This window comes from Clostridium algidicarnis (genome assembly GCF_000703125.1).
Lineage (GTDB): Bacteria > Bacillota > Clostridia > Clostridiales > Clostridiaceae > Clostridium_L > Clostridium_L algidicarnis.
In genome coordinates this window covers 1822139-1842678 of sequence record NZ_JNLN01000001.1, presented here as the reverse complement: position 1 = coordinate 1842678, position 20540 = coordinate 1822139, and the positions used below count along the sequence as shown (strand labels likewise).

The following is a 20540-nucleotide window of genomic DNA, read 5'->3' as shown; positions in this document are numbered from 1 at the left end:
ATCATCTCCAAAGAAAACAAGAGAAAAATAGTTCAATAAAGTCATCACTGTCTAAAAACCTTATATAAAGGCTTTCTTCGTATTCCTCTCGTATTTCTTTCATTATTCCCATTCTTAAATCCATAGGATATAGCTGTAGATATTTTGAAAACAGAGATAATTCTCTTTCACCATGACTATTTTCATTTAAATATACTAAGGAGTTTTTAGCTATAATGTAAAGCCTTGAGTGACTTTCGAGGCTTACTCTTTCCTTAATATTTTCTGAAATTACCTCGCTATCAAATATATCCTTAGGCTTTATGGATATGGATTTATAATTTTTTATAAAAGACATAAAATCCTGCGCTATAGCTGATCCTACATTTCCCTTAACAACATTATAAAATATGTTATCAGAGTATATGTTCCTAGACTGTAGATATACCTTATATGCCCTAGATATCCTCTCCCAGCTCCTTGGAGTTGCTTTTATACTATCCATAGCATCTGGTCTATGTAGGTACTCCTTGAAGGTAGAAATAAACTCTAGTACATGTTCATGTATTAGACTCTCTTTGCCCATGCCCCACTTTATCCATTCATTCACATCTGAATCCATTTCTACCCACACAAATCTGTTTTCCTGTGCAGGATCCATGTCTACAACTTGATATTCACTATTTTCAAAGGAATCATATTTATTAGATGGATTCATAGCTGCAATAACTTGAACATTTTCTGGGAGTATATATCCATTTATCTCTTTATTTAATATTAAGTTCATAAGTTCTTGTTGAACACTATGTTCACATCTATTTATTTCATCTATAAATAATATGATCTTTCTATTCTCATCTTCTTTTGCAGCCCTTTCTATATCTACTAACTTAGTATGAACTGCATATACTGTCCTTTTTCTTTTTTCTATGCCCTCTTCTTTATATACATCGTAATATTCTACTGTTGGAAGCCCTCCTATTTCACCTTCTTTTAAAAGGTTTGCATCTATAGTTACTAAATAATATCCCTTTTCTTTACTTAGTTTTTTAACCAAAGAGGTCTTCCCTATACCACTTTCTCCTATTATTAAAGGAACTGCTTCACTTTTTAATATTAAGTCTACTGTTAATAAAGCTTCTGAAAACTTCAAATAAATACTTCCCTTCCTTATATTTCTATATCGCTAGCTTATAATCAATTAAGACCTTTTTTGCTTTTTTACTCCCATAATTATATATAAACTTAATCTTATCTATATCCAATATCTCCAGATTCAAAAAATCTTTAACATACTTTTCTTCTATATTATCATCTTTTAATTTTTCCATTAAGACTTCATCTATAAGTTCTTCAGTAACATCTTCATATATATATTTCAAAATATTTATATTTACTTTTAAAAATTCTTTAATTCTTTCTTCATTATAAATATCTATATACGTAATTGCCTCTTCACTTTGTGATATAGCAATCTTTTGTAATTCAACGGTTGGTTTTTCTATATATTTAATAGCTGACCAATGATTTTTAACTGCCTCTATTTGAACCTTTTCATTAGGATCTTTTATATATCTTATTGAATCATAATCCTTTTTTACTGCCTCAATTTGCATCTTTAAAGAAGGCTCTTTTATAAATTGTATAGCCCACCCTTTAGAATTAATGGCTTCATGTTTAGTTTTTTCTGTGGGACTTTTTATATATTTTAGAGAATTCCAAGAACCCTTTACTGATAAAATTTGTATTTCTTCTAAAGGATCTTTTATATACTCTATTGAATAAGGATTAGATTTTACCGCCTCTTTTTGAACCTCTATAGCTGGATATTTTATATATTGTATAATTGAACTATTCTTTTTTACAGCTGTAAGTTGCATTTCTATATCTGGATCTTCTATATTTTTAATATGAAATGGATTGTCATAAATTAACTTTAGATCTTTCTCTTTTTTTGACATTATTATTCTCCTTAAAACATAGTTTCATATTCGTTAATAATAATTATTTATTAAAAATTATATCATATGTATTTTAATGACGCATTATTAAAAAGGCGAATTATTAAAATAATTCCCCTTTTCTTTATATTGTATTTTTATTTAGTCTTTAAACTTTTCTACATCTCTTTTTATTGAAAAAAGTAAGTTATTAAGTTCCCAGACCTCGCCTTCTTCTACAAGCTTATTTAATTGGATTTGATATCTACTAGATTCAGCTATTTTACCTATAGAAACTAGGCTAAGTATATTATTCATTATATTAGATATTATATCTGATTTAACTTCAAATAGTTTTTGTGCATCTTTTATTTCATCTTTTATTTCTAACATTTGTTCATCAAGCTTAAATGCTGAATCAGCAGCATTTTTAAGTTTACCTTTTATTTCATAAGGTATTTCTTGTTTATATTTATAATTTAAAGAGTGTTCTACTGTAGCCCAAAAGTTCATAGCTAAAGTCCTTATTTGAAATTCAGCTAATATATCCTTTTGTCCTTCAGCCATGTTAACAGGGTATTTTATTATAATGTGATAACTTCTATATCCACTTTCTTTAACATTTGTCACATAGTCCTTTTCATACATTATTTGCATATCTTTTCTTTCTCTTATAAGCTCTACAACCTTCTCTATATCATCTACAAACTGACACATTACTCTTATTCCAGCTATATCCTCTATCTCATATTGAAGCCTATCTAAAGGAATATCAAATTTACTTGCCTTTTCTAATATACTAGATATTTCTTTAACTCTTCCTGTTACAAACTCCACTGGGGAGTACTCATTTTTTCTCCTATACTCTTTTCTTATACTTCGAAATTTAACTTTTAATTCCTCCACCGCTTGTTCATATGGAGTCAGAAAGGATTTCCATTCTTTTATTGCCATAAAATCACCCTCTATTTATATCTATTATATCCATAGACATTATAACAGATAAGCAAGGTAAATATAAACAATATTTATATTGTTTAATGAATTTTTGTATCCCTTATGATATAATTTAAACTATTACTATAATAAAATAAGGGGGACTATTTATGAGCTTTTTTAAGAAAAATGATAATAAAACTATAAATGAAATTAAATTAGATTCCAAAGATGAATATAACATTAAGGAGGATCCAATACCGGAAAATCATGAATCCGAAAATAAAGTACATATAGCAAAAGAGATTTCCATATTAAAAGACAATATTGAATATGTGGCCGCTACTTCATCAGATATAAATTCCTCTATTAATCAAATGTCTGCTGGTAACATATCTCAAAGTAATGATTTAGCTAAAGCTTCGGACATACTTAGCGATTTTAATAAAGACATGGAAGAACTTGCTGTAAACGTAGTTAATGTTCAAATTAAAGTTATGGATAGTGATAAAAATGCTGATGATGGCTTAGAAACTATAAAAACACTGGACTCTTCTTTAGGAGACCTTGAAGATGCTCTTAGCGTTTCAAACTCCACAGTTAATGACTTAGTGGGAAAATTAGAGTCTGTTAACACTATTACAGATTCCATAAGCCAAATAGCAAGTCAGACTAATCTATTGGCTCTTAATGCAGCAATAGAAGCAGCTAGAGCTGGAGATGCTGGTAAAGGCTTCTCTGTAGTAGCTGGTGAGGTAAGAAAGCTTGCAGAGAACTCAAAGATTGCTGTTCAAAATATAACTAAAATACTTGAAGAAATAAAGGTAGATATATTAAATACTTCTTCTGCTATGTCTAGCGGTAATAACGCACTTTTTAGTCAAAAATCCACAATAAAACAAACTAAAGATACATTTTTAACTATAAAAAGTGAATTAAATGAATCTGTAAATGAAATAGAAAAATGTATAGTTAACCTTACAAATTCCTCTGAAAAAAAAGATATAATAATATCCTCTATAGATGATATATCTTCTTTATCCGAAGAAAACTCTTCTTTATCTGAAGAAATTGTAGCAACTATGCAATCTCAAGATTCAACAATACAATCAATTAATGAAGGAATAACTAATATAGAAAATTCTTTTAAAGAATAATCCATACTTTGATAATATCTTCTAAAACGCAAAAAAATAGTCAGTTAAAACTGACTATTTTTTTGTTTATATAAATAAATTTACATTAGATTCTTCAGCCTCACCTAAATAGTATCCAACTCCCGCTATTTTTACCCCATCTATCAACTCTTCCTTTTTTAGTCCTAAAAGATCCATTGACATTTGGCAGGCAACTATCTCTATTCCACTATCTATAGCTGCTGTTATAAGTTCTTCTAAAGATGAAACATTTTTATCCTGCATTAATTTTCGTATAACCTTAGATCCCATACCAGCCATATTCATATTTGAAAGCTTAAGCTTCTTTGATCCTCTTGGCATCATAAACCCAAAGGCCTTTTCCATAAACTTCTTTTTTGTAGGAACTTTTTCATCTTTTCTTAATATATTTATTCCCCAAAAGGTGAAGAACATAGTTACCTTTTTACCCATAGATGCAGCTCCATTTGCTATTATGAATGATGCTATAGCCTTATCTAACTCTCCACTAAATACAACCATGGTTTTACCATCTTTTTGTGTAGATACTAATTCTTTATTATCCTCATCTTTTGTTACTCCCTTAGATCTTTTTTTTATATAAGCTTTTATCATGCCTCCTTCTCTTTCCAAATCTAAAAGCTGATTCCCTGTATTTTTACACCAAGACTGTACATCTTCGTAAAAACCTGGGTCCGAGGCCTTAATACTTAATATTTTACCTTCTTCTAATTTATCCATACTATTCTTTAAACTCATTAAAGGACCTGGACAACATAGGCCTGAGGCATCTATTTCTTTATCAAATTCTTTATCCTTTAATTTTATTAAAGTTTTATCATCATCTTTTATATTACTTTTATTTATTTCTAAAGGTTTAAAATCAGCTTTTTTTATACTTTCATATCCCCCAGTTAAATTTTTCACCTTAAATCCATTTTGGGTTAATATTCTCGATGCTATATATCCTCTAAGTCCTACCCTACAATATACCCATATTTCTTTTTCTTTATCTAATTCGTTCATTCTGTTTCTTAAATCATTAACTGGTATATTTATTGCCTTGTCTATAGATCCATTTTCTACTTCTACCTGATCTCTTACATCTAATAATATTTCTTTATTTTGATTAAAATCATTAATATCTTCTATATTTAATATATCCATTCTATCTTCTAATACATTTTCAGCTATAAATCCCATCATATTAGCTGGAGACTTTGCAGAAGAATAAGGTGGTGCATATGCAAGTTCTAGTTCTGTTAAATCTTTAACTGTACCATTTAACTTTATTACAGTTGCTATTACATCTATAGTTTTATCTACTCCGTCATATCCCAATATTTGAGATCCTAATATCTTGCCTTCCTCATTAAATATAAGCTTAATGGACATCATAACTGCTCCTGGATAATATCCTGCATGAGAATTTGGATGAGCATATATTACCTTATAAGGTATTTGAAGCTTTTTTAAGTTTCTTTCGTTATTTCCAGTACTAGCAGCTGCCATATCAAAAACCTTAATAATTGATGTGCCTAAAGTGCCTTTGTATTCTGACTTAATTCCATATATATTGTCTGCTACAATTCTTCCTTGCCTATTAGCAGGACCTGCTAATGGTATTGCTGTTGAATTTCCATTTATAAAATCTTTAACAAGTATAGCATCTCCTACAGCATAAACATCTTCTACATTTGTGTTCATATATTTATCTACTACTATATGACCTTTATCTCCAAATTCAATACCTGTATCCCTCAAAAATCCTGTATCAGGGATTACACCTATGGCAAGTATCACCATATCTGCATCTAACTTTTTACCACTACTTAAATTAATAGATACCTTACCTTCATTATTATTAAAACTTTTAACACCATCTTCAAGAATTAAGGAGACTCCATGATCTTCTAATTCCTTTTCAGCTATAGTTACCATATCAGAATCAAATGGTGCCAATATATGAGGTGCAGCTTCTACTAAGGTAACTTCAAGGCCTCTTTTTGAAAGGTTTTCTGCCATTTCTACTCCGATATATCCACCACCAATTACTACCGCACTTTCAGTTTCATTTTTATCTACGTAAGCTTTTATACTATCAGTATCTGGTATGTTTCTAAGTGTAAATATTTTTTCATTATTTATTCCCTCAATGTTTGGTCTTATAGGCTTAGCTCCTGGGGATAGTACTAAATAATCATAAGATTCTTCATATATACCTTTTTCTTTGCTATTAATACTTAATGTTTTTTCTTTAACATTAACCTTTATTACTTCACTGTTAATTCGTGCATCTATATTAAACCTATCTTTCATAGACTTTGGTGTCTGTACTAATAACTTATCTCTCTCATCAATAGTTTCACCTATATAATAAGGTAACCCACAATTAGCAAAAGAAATATATTCATCTCTTTCAAAAATTATAATTTCAATATTTTCGTCTAGTCTACGAAGTCTCGCTGCAGTGGATGCACCACCTGCAACTCCTCCTACAATTAAAGCTTTTTTTGTCATTTTTACCCCTCCTTATATATCTTAATTCGCTGGTTTTCTTTTTATTCTTTAATCAAAATTCCCATTAATAGTTTAACTCTTGGATCTTTAATGCTATATATAACCTCAAGGCCTCTTCTTTCACTTTGCACTAATCCTGCAGCCTTAAGTTTTTGTAAATGCTGAGATATTGTTGATTGTGGCACTTCAAGGCAGCCTTGCATGAAGGTTACATTGCACTCACCTTTTTTAATAAGACCATTTAAAATACAAATCCTCACGGGGTGTGCCATAACCTTTAATAATTCTGCTACCTCATCAAACCTTTTATAGTTGTTATCCATAATTACTCTCCTATCAATCTATATATTCATATATTACAATATAGTGATTTAGTTGTCAATAAAAAAAGATAATACGCCTCCAATTTTAAAAAGAAGTTGTATTACCCTTTTTTTATTTAGCCATATTCATAAAAGTTTTTAAGCGTATTTATTAAATTCATCTCTCAAACTTCTGTTTTGTTAATATATCTTATATTAATTTAGCCATCTTTATTATTTCATTTCCAAAAACCTTTTTATTATAAATTAAGCTATAATCAATCTTTTTATAAAACTCAGCTACATATGCATCTTTTGCTAGTAATGTACATCTAGAGTATTTACTTCTTTTAGCTAAGGTTTCTGCGTGCTCCATTAAAAGCTTTCCTATGTGAAGGCCCTTTGCTTTTTCTGCTACAGCTATATTTGCTATATAAAGGTCTCCTTTGTCGCATTCTTTAACAGTTATAAATTTTAACTCACTTATTATAAACTTAAACTTTTGCTTTATTCCTTTAAGCCTTTTTAGTATGGCTACACTGGTTTTTATATTAGATGTCCCTAATTTATTATATGGTATTAAAACAAGAACCCCTGCAACCTCACCTTTATATTCAGCAACTTTAGCAAATCTACAGCTATATCTAGAATCATGGTTTTTAATAAGGTATTTTATTAACTCTAAGTTTTCTTCTTTGTTACTACCTCCCCATACATCTTCTGGATTACTTTCTGTACTATAAATTAACTCTGCTATAATATCACTGTCACTATCTTGAGCATCTCTAATGCTCTTATCCATGATTTTAACCCCCCCTAGTTATTATATCAAGTGATTCTTAGACTCAGGTGGAGTTTGCTTATAAGGAATACATCTCTCCATCTGAGTCTTAGAAGAACTTATCCAGGGGCGTAGCAACCGTCATCCCCCACCTTGAAGAGGATAGGGGTGTTACGGATGGTAGCCATCGGATAAATCTTTTTTTTAGAATTATACATATCTTTATATATAGTATATGACTTTAAGTTCATATTTTTAATCCATACTATTGCGGATTTTATATACACAAAATCTACTTATTTTAGATAAACTTTTAATGCTAAAATCACAAATTAGTACCTGAAATAACCCTAAGTAGTCCTTATACCTTGTAAAATATATAAAGTACATTTAAAAGCAAACAAAGTAAGACAAAGTTAAATTAATAACTTCGTCTTACTTTGTTTATTCTTAAATTAAAATTCATAGATATAATTGGTTAAATATTATCTTCATCTAATATAAAACTATTAGTTGCAAAGCTTTAATGTGGTTTTTAATCAGATAAAATCTTCACTGGATCAAAATCTATATAATCACAAGAGGTCATTATATATTCCACTCCATCTTTATCTCCATTTAATACCTTAGCTAGTGCTGGTCCATGCAAATGACCATATATAACCTTAGATACATTATATTCTTTAAATATTTTAGTAACTTCTGACTCCTCAAACCTTTCGTTAGTTGGAGGATAGTGAATCATCACTATTATCTTATCATAACCTTTTTTCACTGCCATATCTAATGAAAGTTTTAGTCTTATAAGCTCTCTTTCATATATCTTTTCATCATGTTTAGTGTAGTTCTCTCCACCAGGACAAGTCCATCCTCTAGTACCACAAATGGCCCAGTCTTCATAATTAAAAAAGTTATTTTGGATAAAATCCATATTATCGAACATAGCATTAAGTTTTGTAATACTATTCCACCAATAATCGTGATTCCCCTTAATAAATATCTTCCTTCCTTGAAGATTATCTATCCATTCTAATTCTTTTTTGCTATCTTCCATAGTCATAGACCAAGATATATCTCCAGCAATAAGTACAGTATCCTCACTAGAAACCTTCTTTAACCAATTTTCTTTTATCTTTTCATCGTGCTTAAACCACTGCTGCCCAAATACATCCATGGGCTTATCTCCACTTAAAGCTAAGTGTAAATCTGATATTGCATATAATGCCATTATTCACTCACCTTTCTCCTAATATAGCATCTATATCTGTAATGTAAGCTATTATCTCCGCTATAGCTTCATAAAGTTCAGAGGGTATGAATTCTCCTACGTCCACATTATTTAACAAATCTGCAAGTTCCTTATTATATACTATTGGAACATCACTTTCTTTAGCTTTTTCTAGTATTTTATCTGCTATATCTCCCATTCCTCTAGCTGTAACCATTGGTGCATCATAGGAATGTTCATATTTAACAGCTGCTGCCTTCCTTGCTTTTTTCATACGTTACTCTTCACCACCTTAATAGCTATAATTAATACTTATCACATCTTTTAACCCTATTAGTAATTTTAGCACTTATAATATGATTTTTAAAAGATCTCTCATATGATTTTACACCATAACATTTAAAGATGTAAAATCATTATCATTAAAAAACTCTCTACAACTCACTATATCACATGCTATTTCTTTTTTAGAAAATTTAATATCACAATTATATCCTAAACTTTCTAATGATTCTTTTAATGATTCTCTTTTCATATTTAATATCTTTATAGACTTTTCATAACACTTTATTTCTAAATTCATAAAATCATTTTTAACTTTTATAAATCCATCAACCTCGCCTAAAAACTGTGTCTTTACTGTAACTACCATTTTAACATCTTTAGAATCAATTTTCTTTCCTTCTTCTCTCTTATCTTTTATTATTACCCTACAAGGATACTCTTTATAGTTCATTTCTATAGGTAAATCCATATAATAATATTCATTAGAAATTGTATTGAATAATTTAAAGTCACTTAAATTATTCTTTATGAAAGATAATATGTTATTTATATTATCCTTCCCATCTAAAGACTTATTTAACACATCATTTACTATGTTTTTCATGTTATTTAACTTTATATCCATCTGATTTTTAATTATGGTGGCACTGTCCTTTAACAACTCTTTAGATGTACTTTCAGCTAAGCTTTCGTAAATGATACCTTTTGTTTCTAAGGACTCTTGATTTATATTTTCTTCTATATTCTTGCCCATGATTAAAGATAAGGTCTGTTCACTATCTATATTAAAATTGCTTAAACTATCTTTTCCCTTGCTTTGTGAAAAATTCATTAAAAACTTTACGGTTTCGTTTAATTGAAGGTTTTCTTTATTAACCAGATTTAAAATCTTTTCAAGGTTATCTCCAGTTAGATTATTTAAACTTAACATAGTTTCTGTAACATTTTGTGAGATGTTTGCTATATTTTGCTTAAACTCAACAAAAGATTTTGGCTCAGTTTCTTTTTGTATAAAATTTGATAAGTTATTAACTTCATTTTCTGTTAAAATGAGTTCTTTTGGAAATATTTCTTTAAGTTCAATTTTTATTTGATCCTTACTATTTAAAATTTGATCTTCCACTGCATTTATCAAAGTAGAAAGATTCCTAATTCCCTCTTCATCAAAGTCTCCTTTAGATATATCTATTAACATATCATCTACATTTATGTTGTCAATCTTTAATACTTCTTGTATGCTTTTTAAAATGTTCTCTTTAGTGAACTTATTTAGTGATGACATTAAATCACTTATAGAATCTTTATTGAAATTTACATCCATATTTAAAGTATCTTTTATTCCTTTAGAAAGTATTGCTTCTACCTCTTTTTCATTAAGGCTTCCCCTTTCTACCACTTGTGTTTTAATTATAGATGATTCTTCCACCTCTATATTGGCTGAATCTTTAGCAATACCATTTTCTTGTTTTACATCTTCAATTGCGAGTAGCTTTTCCATATCTTTTAACAAATCATAAAGCTTACTATCTTCCTTAAATATATTTTTAAAACCTTCTATAGTTTCTTTATCTAAAGTCAGATCATTTTCCATCATAAACATTAAATCCTCTATAGATAACTCTTTAAATTTAGAAAAGGATTCTTTTAAAACCTTTTCTATGTTTTTTCCTTGTTCACTGTTTATATCTATGGATTTACTATTTAAATATTTTAATATAAATTCTCTTTCTTTTGAAGGATCAGACAATACATTTTCTTTAAAATCTATTAATGTTTTAACTTTTGAAATATTTTCTTTATTCAGCTCTATATTATGTTTTAACATCTTAACTAATATTTCTCCATCTGCTTTGGTAAGACCATTTTCTTCTAATATTAAGTCGATGGATCCTTTAAAATTATCTTCTAATGCTACTTCTGACTTTAAGATTTTTATCTTAAGCTTGTTATCTTCAAATCCTTCTACTACAAACTTTCTTATTCCTTTATAATCCAAGTCTATATTTTCATCTATTTGTGCTTCAAATTGCCATCCATCTATCATCCTTAAAGTAACTTCATCTTTAGAATCTCCATATGCTACAACTCTTGCTGAAAAACTTTCTCCATTTTGAAATGTAAGTTTTGAGGTAAGTTTTTTATTATTAGTTCCATAAGGATTATTTACATTAATCATATTTCCCATAGTTCATCCTCCAGATTAAATTTATCTATATGTTTTAAATTAAGAATCATTTCATTGAAACCTTAATTTAAAGGTATTATGACACTTAATAGCTATTTTTAAGCTTCTATTTATTATCGTTTAAATTAAGTTTTTCTGAAGATTATACTATATGACTACACAAAACAAACTAATTCTATAACTAAAATAAACTACTTTCTTAAAAGAAAGTAGTTTAAAATTAATTTTTCTAAGTATTATCAGAGCGCGTTAACATTTTTAATACTATCTGTAAATTTAAGCCGCATACTTTTGTAAAAATAGAGGTATTTCACTATAATCTGCATTTATATTTATATAAAACTCCAACTTATAATTGTGAGCCAACTTTTCCATCTTCAAAAATAAATGTGCGGCATCTTCTAAGTTTCCAGAAATAATGTTACACAGACCATCTATAAAGATAGTTTCTATATCATAGTCTTCTGAAAGTATGCCGCACAAAAAACCGTACATTTCATTATAATCTTTTAATTTAAAGTCATCTGTAATAATCATTCTAATCCTAGAATCTAGATTAAACATGGGCCCCTTATCATCATCTATATATATAACAGTACCTTTTGCTTTTTCAGCTTTAGCGTTTGCAAGTTTTATTAATGATTTGGTTTTTCCTGTACCTCTTTGGCTGCAAAATACATGTATCATCTTAACCACCCCTTTATTATATTTGAGAGAAAGTCACTTTGTTAATATAATTATATAATATTCAGAATATTATATCAATGAAGCTTCAAAACTTAATAAATTATTTACATTTTCCTCTACTTTAGTTAATTATACAAAAAAAGATTACTTCCTTAATTAGAAATAACCTTTGTTTTAAATGTTATACATAACTTTATTTTTACCTGCTCTTTTGCCCTTATATAATAATCTATCTGCAGTTTGGATCAAATTTATTATATTCTGACCATCTATAGGATAAAAAGATATACCAAAAGTTGCAGTTACAGCCTTATAATCTTCTACTAATGAATATTCATTATCTTCTATAGACTTTCTAATATTATCAACAATTTTATAAACACTTTTGAAATCTTCGCCTTGGTCTATATATAAAACAATCTCTTCTCCACCATACCTAGCTACAATATCTTTTGGACCTAAGCCTTTTTTTATTTCCTTTACTGTCTTTAGTAAAACTTCATCACCAAATTGATGCCCAAAAGAGTCATTAATCTTTTTAAAATCATCTAAATCAATCATAACTATAGCAAATCTACTACACTCATTCTCACTAATCTTATCATTTACAAAATTCATAAAATATTTTCGTGTGTAAATTCCAAGTAGGGGATCCATGTTTATCTGTCTTTGTATTTCCTTATACAAAATGTTGTTTTCAATAGCAATAGCAATTTGATTAGCTATAGAAGATATGAACTTCACATGATCTGGGTTAAAAAAATTACAAAGGCTATGCTCTAGAATCATATATCCCATAAACTTTTCTCTAAGATTTATAGGTACACCTATTGCGGAATGCATGTTGCCTCTATTTCTAGTATTAAAAATTGTTTCTTTAGAATTTAAGATAAAAGGTTTCCCACTTTTTATCTTTTCAATATAAAAATTTTCTTCAAATATTAAGTATGCTTCTTCCATATTACTGGCTTTTATTATGATTTCACCGTTTTCTTCTAAATAAATAGAAGAATAAGTTGCACCTAATATACCTATTATCATATCATTTATCATAGGTATTAGATTTTCATTACTTAAATATGAATTTATATATTTACTTATTTCTACTATATTAACGAGGGCATCAAGACTTTTTTCTAAGCTTATATTTTTTTCACTCAGCATTTGAATTTGTGTTTCTGCAAAGTTTTGGTATATTTCAAATTCTTCTAGTGACTTTTCATACTTTTCTTTATAACCTTCCATTTTTTCTTCTCCAAAATTAGTCTTATTATTAACCTTATCCATGGTTTAATAATAAAATAATTTATTTATCTATAGTTAATAAATTGAAGTTCTATCCCAAAATCTTTTCCTTTTAATAAAGCCATAACAGCTTGCAAGTCATCTTTGTTTTTTCCTGTAATTCTTAACTCATCATCTAATATTTGTGTTTGTACCTTTATTTTACTTGATTTTATTTCAGATACTATAAGCTTTGATTTTTCTTTGTCTATGCCATTTACAATTTTGCCCACTTGTCTTACGGTTCCCATAGTAGCATCTTCCACTTTTTCAAAATCTAAAGCTTTTGCTGAAATACCCCTTTTTATAAGCTTTGCCTTCAATATTTCTATTACAGCTTTTAATCTAAAGTCATCTTCAGAAGCTATTTTAATTTCATTCTTTACAAGTTCAACTGTAGACTTACTACCTTTAAAATCATATCGTTGACTTATTTCCTTTAAAGTTTGATTTATAGCATTATCCACTTCTTGCATATCAACTTTTGATACTACATCAAAAGAATAATTACTTGCCAATACTTTCTCCCCCTTTGTGTATAATCTTATGATTTTACCTAATACTTATAGTTTAAAATACTTCCAATATATAATCAACCATTTATTTGTTTAATTATAGCAATATTATATCATATATACCTTTATTATTGAAATTTTATATCATTAAAGTAGATTGAATAATTAATTAATTTCATATTGAAATATTATAACTATATGTTATAATATCATTATGAGCTTGGCTCTATATATTATATGGGTCCAATTTAATGAGGTAATTTCCCTTCCTTTGATCAAGGGAAGAAGTTATCTATAAATTAACCCTTTGATCACAAGGAGGTTTGTAAAATGGAAGATAAAAATATTGTATGTAAAGATTGTGGAAAAGAATTTGTTTTTACAGCTGGAGAGCAAGAATTCTTTAAAGAAAAAGGATTTGAAAATGATCCTGTAAGATGCCCTGATTGTAGACGAGCAAGAAAAGCTGAAAGAAACAATAGATAAGAGAATATAAACTTTATTTTCTCATGAGTTCTAGGACTAATTTATTTATAAATTAGTCCATTTTTTTATATTTAACTTGTCCTATTTTCCCTTTTATACTATTCTATGAGTTTCTACTACCTTTATTAAAGGTAATGCAATTATTATACCTACAAATACCTGTAGTATATTCCCTGGTATATCATAAGAAGATACTATAAGCGCCTTCATAAATGTTATGCCCTCGCCTAAAAACAGCATCTTTATTAAGGCTCCTGATATAAAATATGCACCTATCATAAATATCCCAGATACTAAAAATGCAAAGGCATATTTTAATGTGGATTTATTCTCCCCCCTTTCAATTATCCATCCTGCTATAAGTACCATTGAACCTTTAATAATAAATGTAAAAGGTGCCCAATAAGTATACCCATGAAGTATATCAAACAAAAACATTCCTAATGCTGAGGATACAGCACCTTTCTTCTTACCTAATAAGATAACTGATATAAATATAATACTATCTCCTATATGAATAACTCCATTATAAGATGGTATTGTTATAAGAGAGGTTCCTAAAAGTACAATTGATGACATAAGCGCCATGTAAATTAAATCCCTTATTTTACTTTGTGTCTTTGCTATTTTGTTATCTCTTTTCTTTTCCATCACCATTCCCCCTAAAATAATATTGTAAATATAATTACCTTTCCTATATATATACTATTCCCTAATTACCACTAATTCAAATATATGTAACACATTTATTGTTTCAAGTTCTATTAATATAAATATGTTTATTGTATATTGACATAATTATTAAATAGTACTATTATAGACTCAATACAATTAACAATGTATATTAAAATCCCAATAATTTAAAACTTTAAAGAGAAGTAAGTAAGTTTAAAAACAGATTTTAAGAGAGTTATGGATGGTGGAATCATAATAGTCATGTTTAAACCCAATGGGTCTCTTTTGTGCTTAAATGAATTTTAGTACTTTAAGCCGTGCATCTTACGTTAAAAGGATAAAGATATGATAGTATCTTTAAAAGATGAGGATTATTTCCTCAAATTAGGTGGTACCGCGGTTATACAAGCGCCCTATGATTTTTTCATAGGGTGTTTTTTATATCCAGGTATATAAATACTAAAAGTTAGCTATTCTATATTTAGATACATTATAGGTATTCTAGAGTACCTATATATAATAATCTATAAAACTTAAAGGAAGTGTAACTTATGGAAGATACAAAAAAAATTATATTCAGCGGAATAAAACCCTCTGGAGATTTAACACTTGGTAATTACTTGGGAGCTATAAAAAACTGGGTAAAACTTCAAGATCAGTATGACTGCTATTTTTGCGTTGCAGATTTACATGCAATAACTGTAAGGCAAGAACCTAAGGATCTTAGACGAAGAACTTTAGAAATCTTATCTATATATATATCTTCAGGCATAGATCCAGAAAAAAATACTCTTTTTATCCAATCTCATGTCCCTGCTCACTCTGAAGCTTCATGGCTACTAACTTGTTCTAGTTACATGGGTGAACTTGGACGTATGACTCAATTTAAAGATAAATCTCAAAAGTATGGTGAGTCTATAAGTGCTGGTCTTTTTAATTATCCAATTCTTATGGCAGCAGATATACTTTTATATAATGCAGATTTAGTTCCAGTAGGTATAGATCAAAAACAACACTTAGAACTTGCAAGAGATATAGGCGAAAGATTTAATAATTTATATAGTCCTACTTTCACTATCCCTGATGGATATATACCTACATCTGCAGCCAAAATAATGGACCTTCAGGATTCCTCTAAAAAGATGTCTAAATCTGAAGATAATCCTAATGGATATATTTTAATAATGGATCCACCTGAAGTTATTAAGAAAAAAATAAGTAGAACTGTAACAGATAGTATTGGAATAGTTAACTACTCTGATGATCAACCTGGCATTAAAAACTTAATAAATATATTAAGTTCTATAAAAGGTATTTTACCTAAAGACATCGTTAAAAACTATGAAGGTCTTGGCTATTCCGACTTAAAAAAAGATGTTGCCGAAGCTATAATTTGCGAGCTTTTACCTATTCAAACTAAAATAAATGAATTAATGAGTAATAAAACTTACCTAGAAGAGATATATAAAAAAGGTGCAGAAAAAGCTAACTATGTAGCTAATAAAACCTTAAGAAAAATGCAAAAGAAAATAGGTTTAATTCCTAGGTAATATTGTTAACTTAAATAAGGTACGAAAACTAAATATAAGCCCATTAAATGTCTAATAATTTTATATTAGATTTTTAATGGGCCACTTCTTTTATCTCATAAACTTTTTAAAATTAAATTTATACGATCTTTGCAAAAGAAATATTTACAACATTTCTATAAATGCTGAAATTCTAGTTTTTACTTGTCCTATATCCGAAGATGAGTAGCTTGTTTCTAATGCCATATAAGGAATTTCTTTATCTTTTGTTACAAACTCTCTTATCTTTTTAGTCTCTACAGCGTAGGTATGACAGGCTTGGAGTACAACCTCTATAACCCCTTCTACTTTATACTCATCTATTAGTTCATTTAATAAGCTTATTCTATTATTATTAGGTGACATAACTGAGCAACCTATATTTATATACTTTTCTGTAAGTGCATCTATAGGATCAATACTTTCATCTACCAATCTACTTTTTTCCTTAACCCCAGAACAATTTTCATAGCATACTACAACTGCATTATTATTCTCTTCTATAGATTTTATAATCTTGTCTGCTACCCCTCCAATAGGACATCCTGTTATAAGTATTCTTTTAGCATTTTTACTTATTTTTCTTTGTCCATTTTCATAACTATGTTTTATATCTTCTATCATCTCTTTGAGACTTATATTTTGTTTATGCTTGTCCAAATTAAAGGATGATCCTTCTAATACTTTATGAATTTCATACCCACTGATTGGAGGCGGACATAGCTTTTGAAGATCATAAAACTCCTGTAATAATAGTCTTTCTTTATTCCTTGCTTTTATAGATTCTTTTATATCTTCTTTTGTGATAATAACATCAAAGTCATTTTCAAGTTTCTCTTTTAAATATAATATTTCATTTTTCCAAAGATTAAAAGAGTCTTTTCTCTCTAGATTTTGTGGTAACTGCATTACATGAACATTTTTTATTTCTCCTAAATATTCATACATCTTTTTCTTGCCATCACAAGTAGTTTCACCTACTATTAGATCTGCAAAATATGTGTAAGGGCAAGTTTTTGTAATTGCAAATCCATAGCTAGATTTAATAAGAGGGCATAAATTTTGTGGTAAATCTATCTCAGCATCTGATATAGGCTCATCACTCATTCCACATAGTGATACTGGAATTGCTCCTGCTGCAAATATAATTTCTACAGGAGTAAAGGTACAAAAGGTACCAACTATTTTTTTGCCTTCATCCTTTAATTCCTTAACTTTTATGAATCCATTTCTTCTCGCTTCACTAAACTCCTCGAATCCCTTAGGGTAATCTTCCATTTCCTTTATCTCCTTTTAATTTATATTTAACTTTTAATTTATATTAACATATAAAATAATCAAATCCTTATAGTACTTTTCTATACTATTTAACCACTCTATAGCTTATATTTATAATGCCATTTAAAACCTTTAAATACTTTTGTATATATTTTCTCATATCTAACATTTACTATTATTGAAAATTTCTTTTTTAACTGTTATAATTACTGTGTTTAGAATTAAAACCCTAACCTTAAATGGTCTAGGGTATAATCCTTAAAAACATAAGGAGGATTTTATAGTGAATCTTAAAGAAGAAATAGAAAAAAGACGAACCTTTGCCATAATCTCTCACCCAGATGCTGGTAAGACTACACTTACAGAAAAACTACTATTATATGGTGGAGCCATAAGACTTGCTGGTTCCGTTAAGGCTAGAAAGGCATCAAAGCATGCAACTTCAGATTGGATGGAGATAGAAAAACAAAGGGGTATTTCAGTAACTTCATCTGTAATGCAATTTAATTATGATGGATACTGTATAAATATATTAGATACACCTGGTCACCAAGACTTTAGTGAAGATACTTATAGAACTTTGATGGCCGCTGATAGTGCAGTAATGGTAATTGATGGTGCAAAAGGTGTTGAAGAACAAACAAGAAAGCTCTTCAATGTTTGTTCCTTAAGGAATATTCCAATATTTACTTTCATAAACAAAATGGATAGAGAAACTAGAGATCCTTTTGAACTTTTAGAGGAACTTGAAAACGAACTTGGGATAAAATCTTATCCTATGAATTGGCCTATAGGTTCCGGTCATGATTTTAAAGGCGTTTATGAAAGAGGCACTAATACTATACAAGTCTTTAATGGCAACAAAAGCCATGGTCAAACTAGAGTGGAATCAGTAAAAGAAAGTATAGATGATGATGTATTTAATGACCTTTTAGGTAAAAACCTTCACGATAAATTAATAGAAGACATCGAGCTTTTGGATATTGCCGGAGATGAATTCGATATAGAGAAGGTAAAAAAAGGAGAGTTATCCCCTGTTTTCTTTGGTAGTGCTATTACAAACTTTGGTATTGAACCATTTATTAAAAACTTTTTAGAGTTAACTTCTCCACCTTTATCAAGAAATTCAAATATAGGCGAAATAGATTCCTTTTCAGAGGACTTTTCAGCTTTTATATTTAAGATTCAAGCAAATATGAATCCTGCTCACAGAGATAGAGTTGCCTTTATGAGAATATGCTCTGGCCAGTTTAAAAAGGGCATGGAAATATTTCATATGCAAGGTAACAATAAAATAAAATTATCTCAGCCTCAACAATTTTTAGCTCAAGATAGAGAAGTTGTTGAAGAGGCGTTTTCAGGAGATATAATAGGTGTATTTGACCCAGGTATATTTAGTATAGGCGATACTCTTTGTAAAGCAGATAAAAAATTTAAATTTGAGGGAATACCTACCTTTGCGCCTGAATTCTTTGCAAGAATAAGACCTGTAGATTCAATGAAGAGAAAGCAATTTGTAAAAGGTATAACTCAAATAGCTCAAGAAGGTGCTATTCAAGTATTTAAAGAACTTTTTATAGGAATGGAAGAAATAATTGTAGGTGTAGTTGGTGTTCTACAATTTGAAGTTCTAGAATATAGACTTAACCATGAATATAATGTTGAAATAAAAATGGATAGACTAGCTTATAGATTTGTTAGATGGATAGAAAATAAAGATTTAGATATGGATAGCCTTAACTTAACAAGTGATACCAAAAGGGTAGTGGATTTAAAAGATAGACAAATTCTTATATTCCAAAATGATTGGGGTATAAATTGGGCTTTAGATCATAATAAAGGCCTTATATTATCAGATGTAGGTAAGGCTGACAATTAATCTTTTTCTAAAGTAAATAAAACCCCCTCAAAATATAATTTTGAGGGGGTTTTTATTTATTATTTAATTTAAGCTCTCCATAGTCCATGAAGATTACAATATTCTCTTACAGATACTATTTCTCCACATATAGTGAAAGTTGCTTCTGGCTTTTCACCTGGTTTTAAGTGTTTTCTATATACCTTGTTTTCTGTTATGATCTCTATCCACTCTATGTAGTGTTTATCCTCCATTGGGTGCTCTACAGATCCAACTTTAACAGTTACAACATCTTCATCTTTTTCAACTACAGGTACATGCTTTTCTTTTGCTGCATCTACAGTGTTTTCTTCCATAAGCTTCATAGGTTCTCCACAACATACTAATTCACCTGCTGATGCATGAACCATTTCCACAATATTTCCACATACATTACATTTATAAATTTGATGTAATTTTGTCATTTAAATTACCTCCTTAATTATTTAATAACTGCTTGTACACTTAATTATACATCATATTTAACATTAATAAAGTACTACTAGGTTAAATTTTAAAATATTCATATAATTTTTACATCAGATACCTTCTTTATTTAAAACTTCCATTTTCTTTGTATTATTATTTTAGAAATATTCCACATACTAAGTATAGAGGTGATAGATTATGAGTAAAAAATCTAAAGTTCCCTATCTTCCATTGGAAAGGGGTTATTTAGAACAATCTTCTAAAGATTTAAAATCCTGTTCTAAAGAAAATAAAGAAAGTTGTTCTAAACTTCCTGATCCCGTTGAAGATCCTATTGTTTGTAACAATATAGCTTGGATGGAATTCGACTATACCTCGAGAGATCAGCCATAAATAGAGCACCATAAG

At 28.8% G+C, this 20540-nt stretch carries 20 protein-coding genes and 1 other annotated feature; of the genes, 5 read left to right on the top strand and 15 right to left on the bottom strand.

What is annotated here, in order from left to right; all coding sequences use genetic code 11:
- Position 1: 1 nt before the first annotated feature.
- From BV55_RS0108800 to yjbM, 3 genes are all read right to left on the bottom strand, one after another.
- A complete protein-coding gene (locus BV55_RS0108800) occupies positions 2 to 1132 on the bottom strand; it encodes an AAA family ATPase (RefSeq protein ID WP_029452464.1) in 1131 nt (376 codons plus the stop codon).
- A 25-nt stretch (positions 1133 to 1157) separates the two neighbouring features.
- A complete protein-coding gene (locus BV55_RS0108795; RefSeq protein WP_029452463.1) occupies positions 1158 to 1940 on the bottom strand; it encodes a hypothetical protein in 783 nt (260 codons plus the stop codon).
- Positions 1941 to 2081: 141 nt separating this feature from the next.
- Complete coding sequence (yjbM, locus tag BV55_RS0108790; protein WP_029452462.1) at positions 2082 to 2873, bottom strand: GTP diphosphokinase; 792 nt, start codon at positions 2871 to 2873, stop codon at positions 2082 to 2084.
- A gap of 152 nt (positions 2874 to 3025) precedes the next feature.
- Between yjbM and BV55_RS0108785 the strand changes: the two genes are divergently transcribed.
- Positions 3026 to 4012 (top strand): methyl-accepting chemotaxis protein, encoded by a 987-nt coding sequence (locus BV55_RS0108785; RefSeq protein WP_029452461.1) that lies wholly within the window; start codon positions 3026 to 3028, stop codon positions 4010 to 4012.
- A 66-nt stretch (positions 4013 to 4078) separates the two neighbouring features.
- Here the strand turns inward: BV55_RS0108785 and BV55_RS0108780 are convergent, their stop codons facing one another.
- The 9 genes from BV55_RS0108780 to BV55_RS0108740 all read right to left on the bottom strand — a co-directional run bounded on the left by BV55_RS0108780 (position 4079) and on the right by BV55_RS0108740 (position 13802).
- The gene (locus BV55_RS0108780; RefSeq protein ID WP_029452460.1) at positions 4079 to 6532 is read right to left on the bottom strand and encodes a CoA-disulfide reductase; all 2454 of its coding nucleotides are present in this window, start codon (positions 6530 to 6532) and stop codon (positions 4079 to 4081) included.
- Between the two features lie 41 nt (positions 6533 to 6573).
- A complete protein-coding gene (locus tag BV55_RS0108775; protein ID WP_029452459.1) occupies positions 6574 to 6855 on the bottom strand; it encodes an ArsR/SmtB family transcription factor in 282 nt (93 codons plus the stop codon).
- 190 nt (positions 6856 to 7045) lie between these two features.
- Positions 7046 to 7636: a GNAT family N-acetyltransferase gene (locus BV55_RS0108770; RefSeq protein ID WP_051652465.1), complete on the bottom strand. Its 591-nt coding sequence runs from the start codon at positions 7634 to 7636 to the stop codon at positions 7046 to 7048.
- A 514-nt stretch (positions 7637 to 8150) separates the two neighbouring features.
- Positions 8151 to 8843 (bottom strand): metallophosphoesterase, encoded by a 693-nt coding sequence (locus BV55_RS0108765; RefSeq protein WP_029452457.1) that lies wholly within the window; start codon positions 8841 to 8843, stop codon positions 8151 to 8153.
- 7 nt (positions 8844 to 8850) lie between these two features.
- Positions 8851 to 9117: an EscU/YscU/HrcU family type III secretion system export apparatus switch protein gene (locus BV55_RS0108760; protein ID WP_029452456.1), complete on the bottom strand. Its 267-nt coding sequence runs from the start codon at positions 9115 to 9117 to the stop codon at positions 8851 to 8853.
- A 111-nt stretch (positions 9118 to 9228) separates the two neighbouring features.
- Positions 9229 to 11313: a hypothetical protein gene (locus BV55_RS0108755; RefSeq protein ID WP_029452455.1), complete on the bottom strand. Its 2085-nt coding sequence runs from the start codon at positions 11311 to 11313 to the stop codon at positions 9229 to 9231.
- 276 nt (positions 11314 to 11589) lie between these two features.
- Positions 11590 to 12000: a hypothetical protein gene (locus tag BV55_RS0108750; RefSeq protein WP_029452454.1), complete on the bottom strand. Its 411-nt coding sequence runs from the start codon at positions 11998 to 12000 to the stop codon at positions 11590 to 11592.
- A 174-nt stretch (positions 12001 to 12174) separates the two neighbouring features.
- The gene (locus BV55_RS0108745; protein ID WP_029452453.1) at positions 12175 to 13245 is read right to left on the bottom strand and encodes a sensor domain-containing diguanylate cyclase; all 1071 of its coding nucleotides are present in this window, start codon (positions 13243 to 13245) and stop codon (positions 12175 to 12177) included.
- Between the two features lie 65 nt (positions 13246 to 13310).
- Positions 13311 to 13802 carry a YajQ family cyclic di-GMP-binding protein gene (locus tag BV55_RS0108740; RefSeq protein WP_029452452.1) on the bottom strand — a complete coding sequence of 164 codons (492 nt, stop codon included), beginning with the start codon at positions 13800 to 13802 and terminating at the stop codon, positions 13311 to 13313.
- Between the two features lie 327 nt (positions 13803 to 14129).
- On the opposite strand from BV55_RS0108740, the gene BV55_RS0108735 reads away from it, so the two are divergent.
- Positions 14130 to 14285 carry a zinc-ribbon domain-containing protein gene (locus BV55_RS0108735; protein ID WP_029452451.1) on the top strand — a complete coding sequence of 52 codons (156 nt, stop codon included), beginning with the start codon at positions 14130 to 14132 and terminating at the stop codon, positions 14283 to 14285.
- 93 nt (positions 14286 to 14378) lie between these two features.
- On the opposite strand, the gene BV55_RS0108730 is transcribed toward BV55_RS0108735, so the two are convergent.
- Positions 14379 to 14936 (bottom strand): ECF transporter S component, encoded by a 558-nt coding sequence (locus tag BV55_RS0108730; protein ID WP_029452450.1) that lies wholly within the window; start codon positions 14934 to 14936, stop codon positions 14379 to 14381.
- A gap of 208 nt (positions 14937 to 15144) precedes the next feature.
- Positions 15145 to 15379: a binding site (T-box leader), on the top strand.
- A 132-nt stretch (positions 15380 to 15511) separates the two neighbouring features.
- On the opposite strand from BV55_RS0108730, the gene trpS reads away from it, so the two are divergent.
- The gene (gene trpS / locus BV55_RS0108725; protein WP_029452449.1) at positions 15512 to 16510 is read left to right on the top strand and encodes a tryptophan--tRNA ligase; all 999 of its coding nucleotides are present in this window, start codon (positions 15512 to 15514) and stop codon (positions 16508 to 16510) included.
- 144 nt (positions 16511 to 16654) lie between these two features.
- On the opposite strand, the gene BV55_RS0108720 is transcribed toward trpS, so the two are convergent.
- Positions 16655 to 17806 carry a double-cubane-cluster-containing anaerobic reductase gene (locus BV55_RS0108720; RefSeq protein WP_029452448.1) on the bottom strand — a complete coding sequence of 384 codons (1152 nt, stop codon included), beginning with the start codon at positions 17804 to 17806 and terminating at the stop codon, positions 16655 to 16657.
- A gap of 280 nt (positions 17807 to 18086) precedes the next feature.
- Between BV55_RS0108720 and BV55_RS0108715 the strand changes: the two genes are divergently transcribed.
- Complete coding sequence (locus BV55_RS0108715) at positions 18087 to 19685, top strand: peptide chain release factor 3 (RefSeq protein ID WP_029452447.1); 1599 nt, start codon at positions 18087 to 18089, stop codon at positions 19683 to 19685.
- Between the two features lie 68 nt (positions 19686 to 19753).
- On the opposite strand, the gene BV55_RS0108710 is transcribed toward BV55_RS0108715, so the two are convergent.
- Positions 19754 to 20128, bottom strand: a complete 375-nt coding sequence (locus BV55_RS0108710; RefSeq protein ID WP_029452446.1) for a desulfoferrodoxin — start codon at positions 20126 to 20128, stop codon at positions 19754 to 19756.
- 202 nt (positions 20129 to 20330) lie between these two features.
- On the opposite strand from BV55_RS0108710, the gene BV55_RS0108705 reads away from it, so the two are divergent.
- Positions 20331 to 20525, top strand: a complete 195-nt coding sequence (locus BV55_RS0108705; RefSeq protein WP_029452445.1) for a hypothetical protein — start codon at positions 20331 to 20333, stop codon at positions 20523 to 20525.
- Positions 20526 to 20540: the final 15 nt, after the last annotated feature.

Coding starts and splice junctions, on each gene's coding strand:
- BV55_RS0108795 (WP_029452463.1), bottom strand. CDS start 1,940: ATGTCAAAAAAAGAGAAAGATCTAAAGTTAATTTATGACAATCCATTT.
- yjbM (WP_029452462.1), bottom strand. CDS start 2,873: ATGGCAATAAAAGAATGGAAATCCTTTCTGACTCCATATGAACAAGCG.
- BV55_RS0108785 (WP_029452461.1), top strand. CDS start 3,026: ATGAGCTTTTTTAAGAAAAATGATAATAAAACTATAAATGAAATTAAA.
- BV55_RS0108780 (WP_029452460.1), bottom strand. CDS start 6,532: ATGACAAAAAAAGCTTTAATTGTAGGAGGAGTTGCAGGTGGTGCATCC.
- BV55_RS0108775 (WP_029452459.1), bottom strand. CDS start 6,855: ATGGATAACAACTATAAAAGGTTTGATGAGGTAGCAGAATTATTAAAG.
- BV55_RS0108770 (WP_051652465.1), bottom strand. CDS start 7,636: ATGGATAAGAGCATTAGAGATGCTCAAGATAGTGACAGTGATATTATA.
- BV55_RS0108765 (WP_029452457.1), bottom strand. CDS start 8,843: ATGGCATTATATGCAATATCAGATTTACACTTAGCTTTAAGTGGAGAT.
- BV55_RS0108760 (WP_029452456.1), bottom strand. CDS start 9,117: ATGAAAAAAGCAAGGAAGGCAGCAGCTGTTAAATATGAACATTCCTAT.
- BV55_RS0108755 (WP_029452455.1), bottom strand. CDS start 11,313: ATGGGAAATATGATTAATGTAAATAATCCTTATGGAACTAATAATAAA.
- BV55_RS0108750 (WP_029452454.1), bottom strand. CDS start 12,000: ATGATACATGTATTTTGCAGCCAAAGAGGTACAGGAAAAACCAAATCA.
- BV55_RS0108745 (WP_029452453.1), bottom strand. CDS start 13,245: ATGGAAGGTTATAAAGAAAAGTATGAAAAGTCACTAGAAGAATTTGAA.
- BV55_RS0108735 (WP_029452451.1), top strand. CDS start 14,130: ATGGAAGATAAAAATATTGTATGTAAAGATTGTGGAAAAGAATTTGTT.
- BV55_RS0108730 (WP_029452450.1), bottom strand. CDS start 14,936: ATGGAAAAGAAAAGAGATAACAAAATAGCAAAGACACAAAGTAAAATA.
- trpS (WP_029452449.1), top strand. CDS start 15,512: ATGGAAGATACAAAAAAAATTATATTCAGCGGAATAAAACCCTCTGGA.
- BV55_RS0108720 (WP_029452448.1), bottom strand. CDS start 17,806: ATGGAAGATTACCCTAAGGGATTCGAGGAGTTTAGTGAAGCGAGAAGA.
- BV55_RS0108710 (WP_029452446.1), bottom strand. CDS start 20,128: ATGACAAAATTACATCAAATTTATAAATGTAATGTATGTGGAAATATT.
- BV55_RS0108705 (WP_029452445.1), top strand. CDS start 20,331: ATGAGTAAAAAATCTAAAGTTCCCTATCTTCCATTGGAAAGGGGTTAT.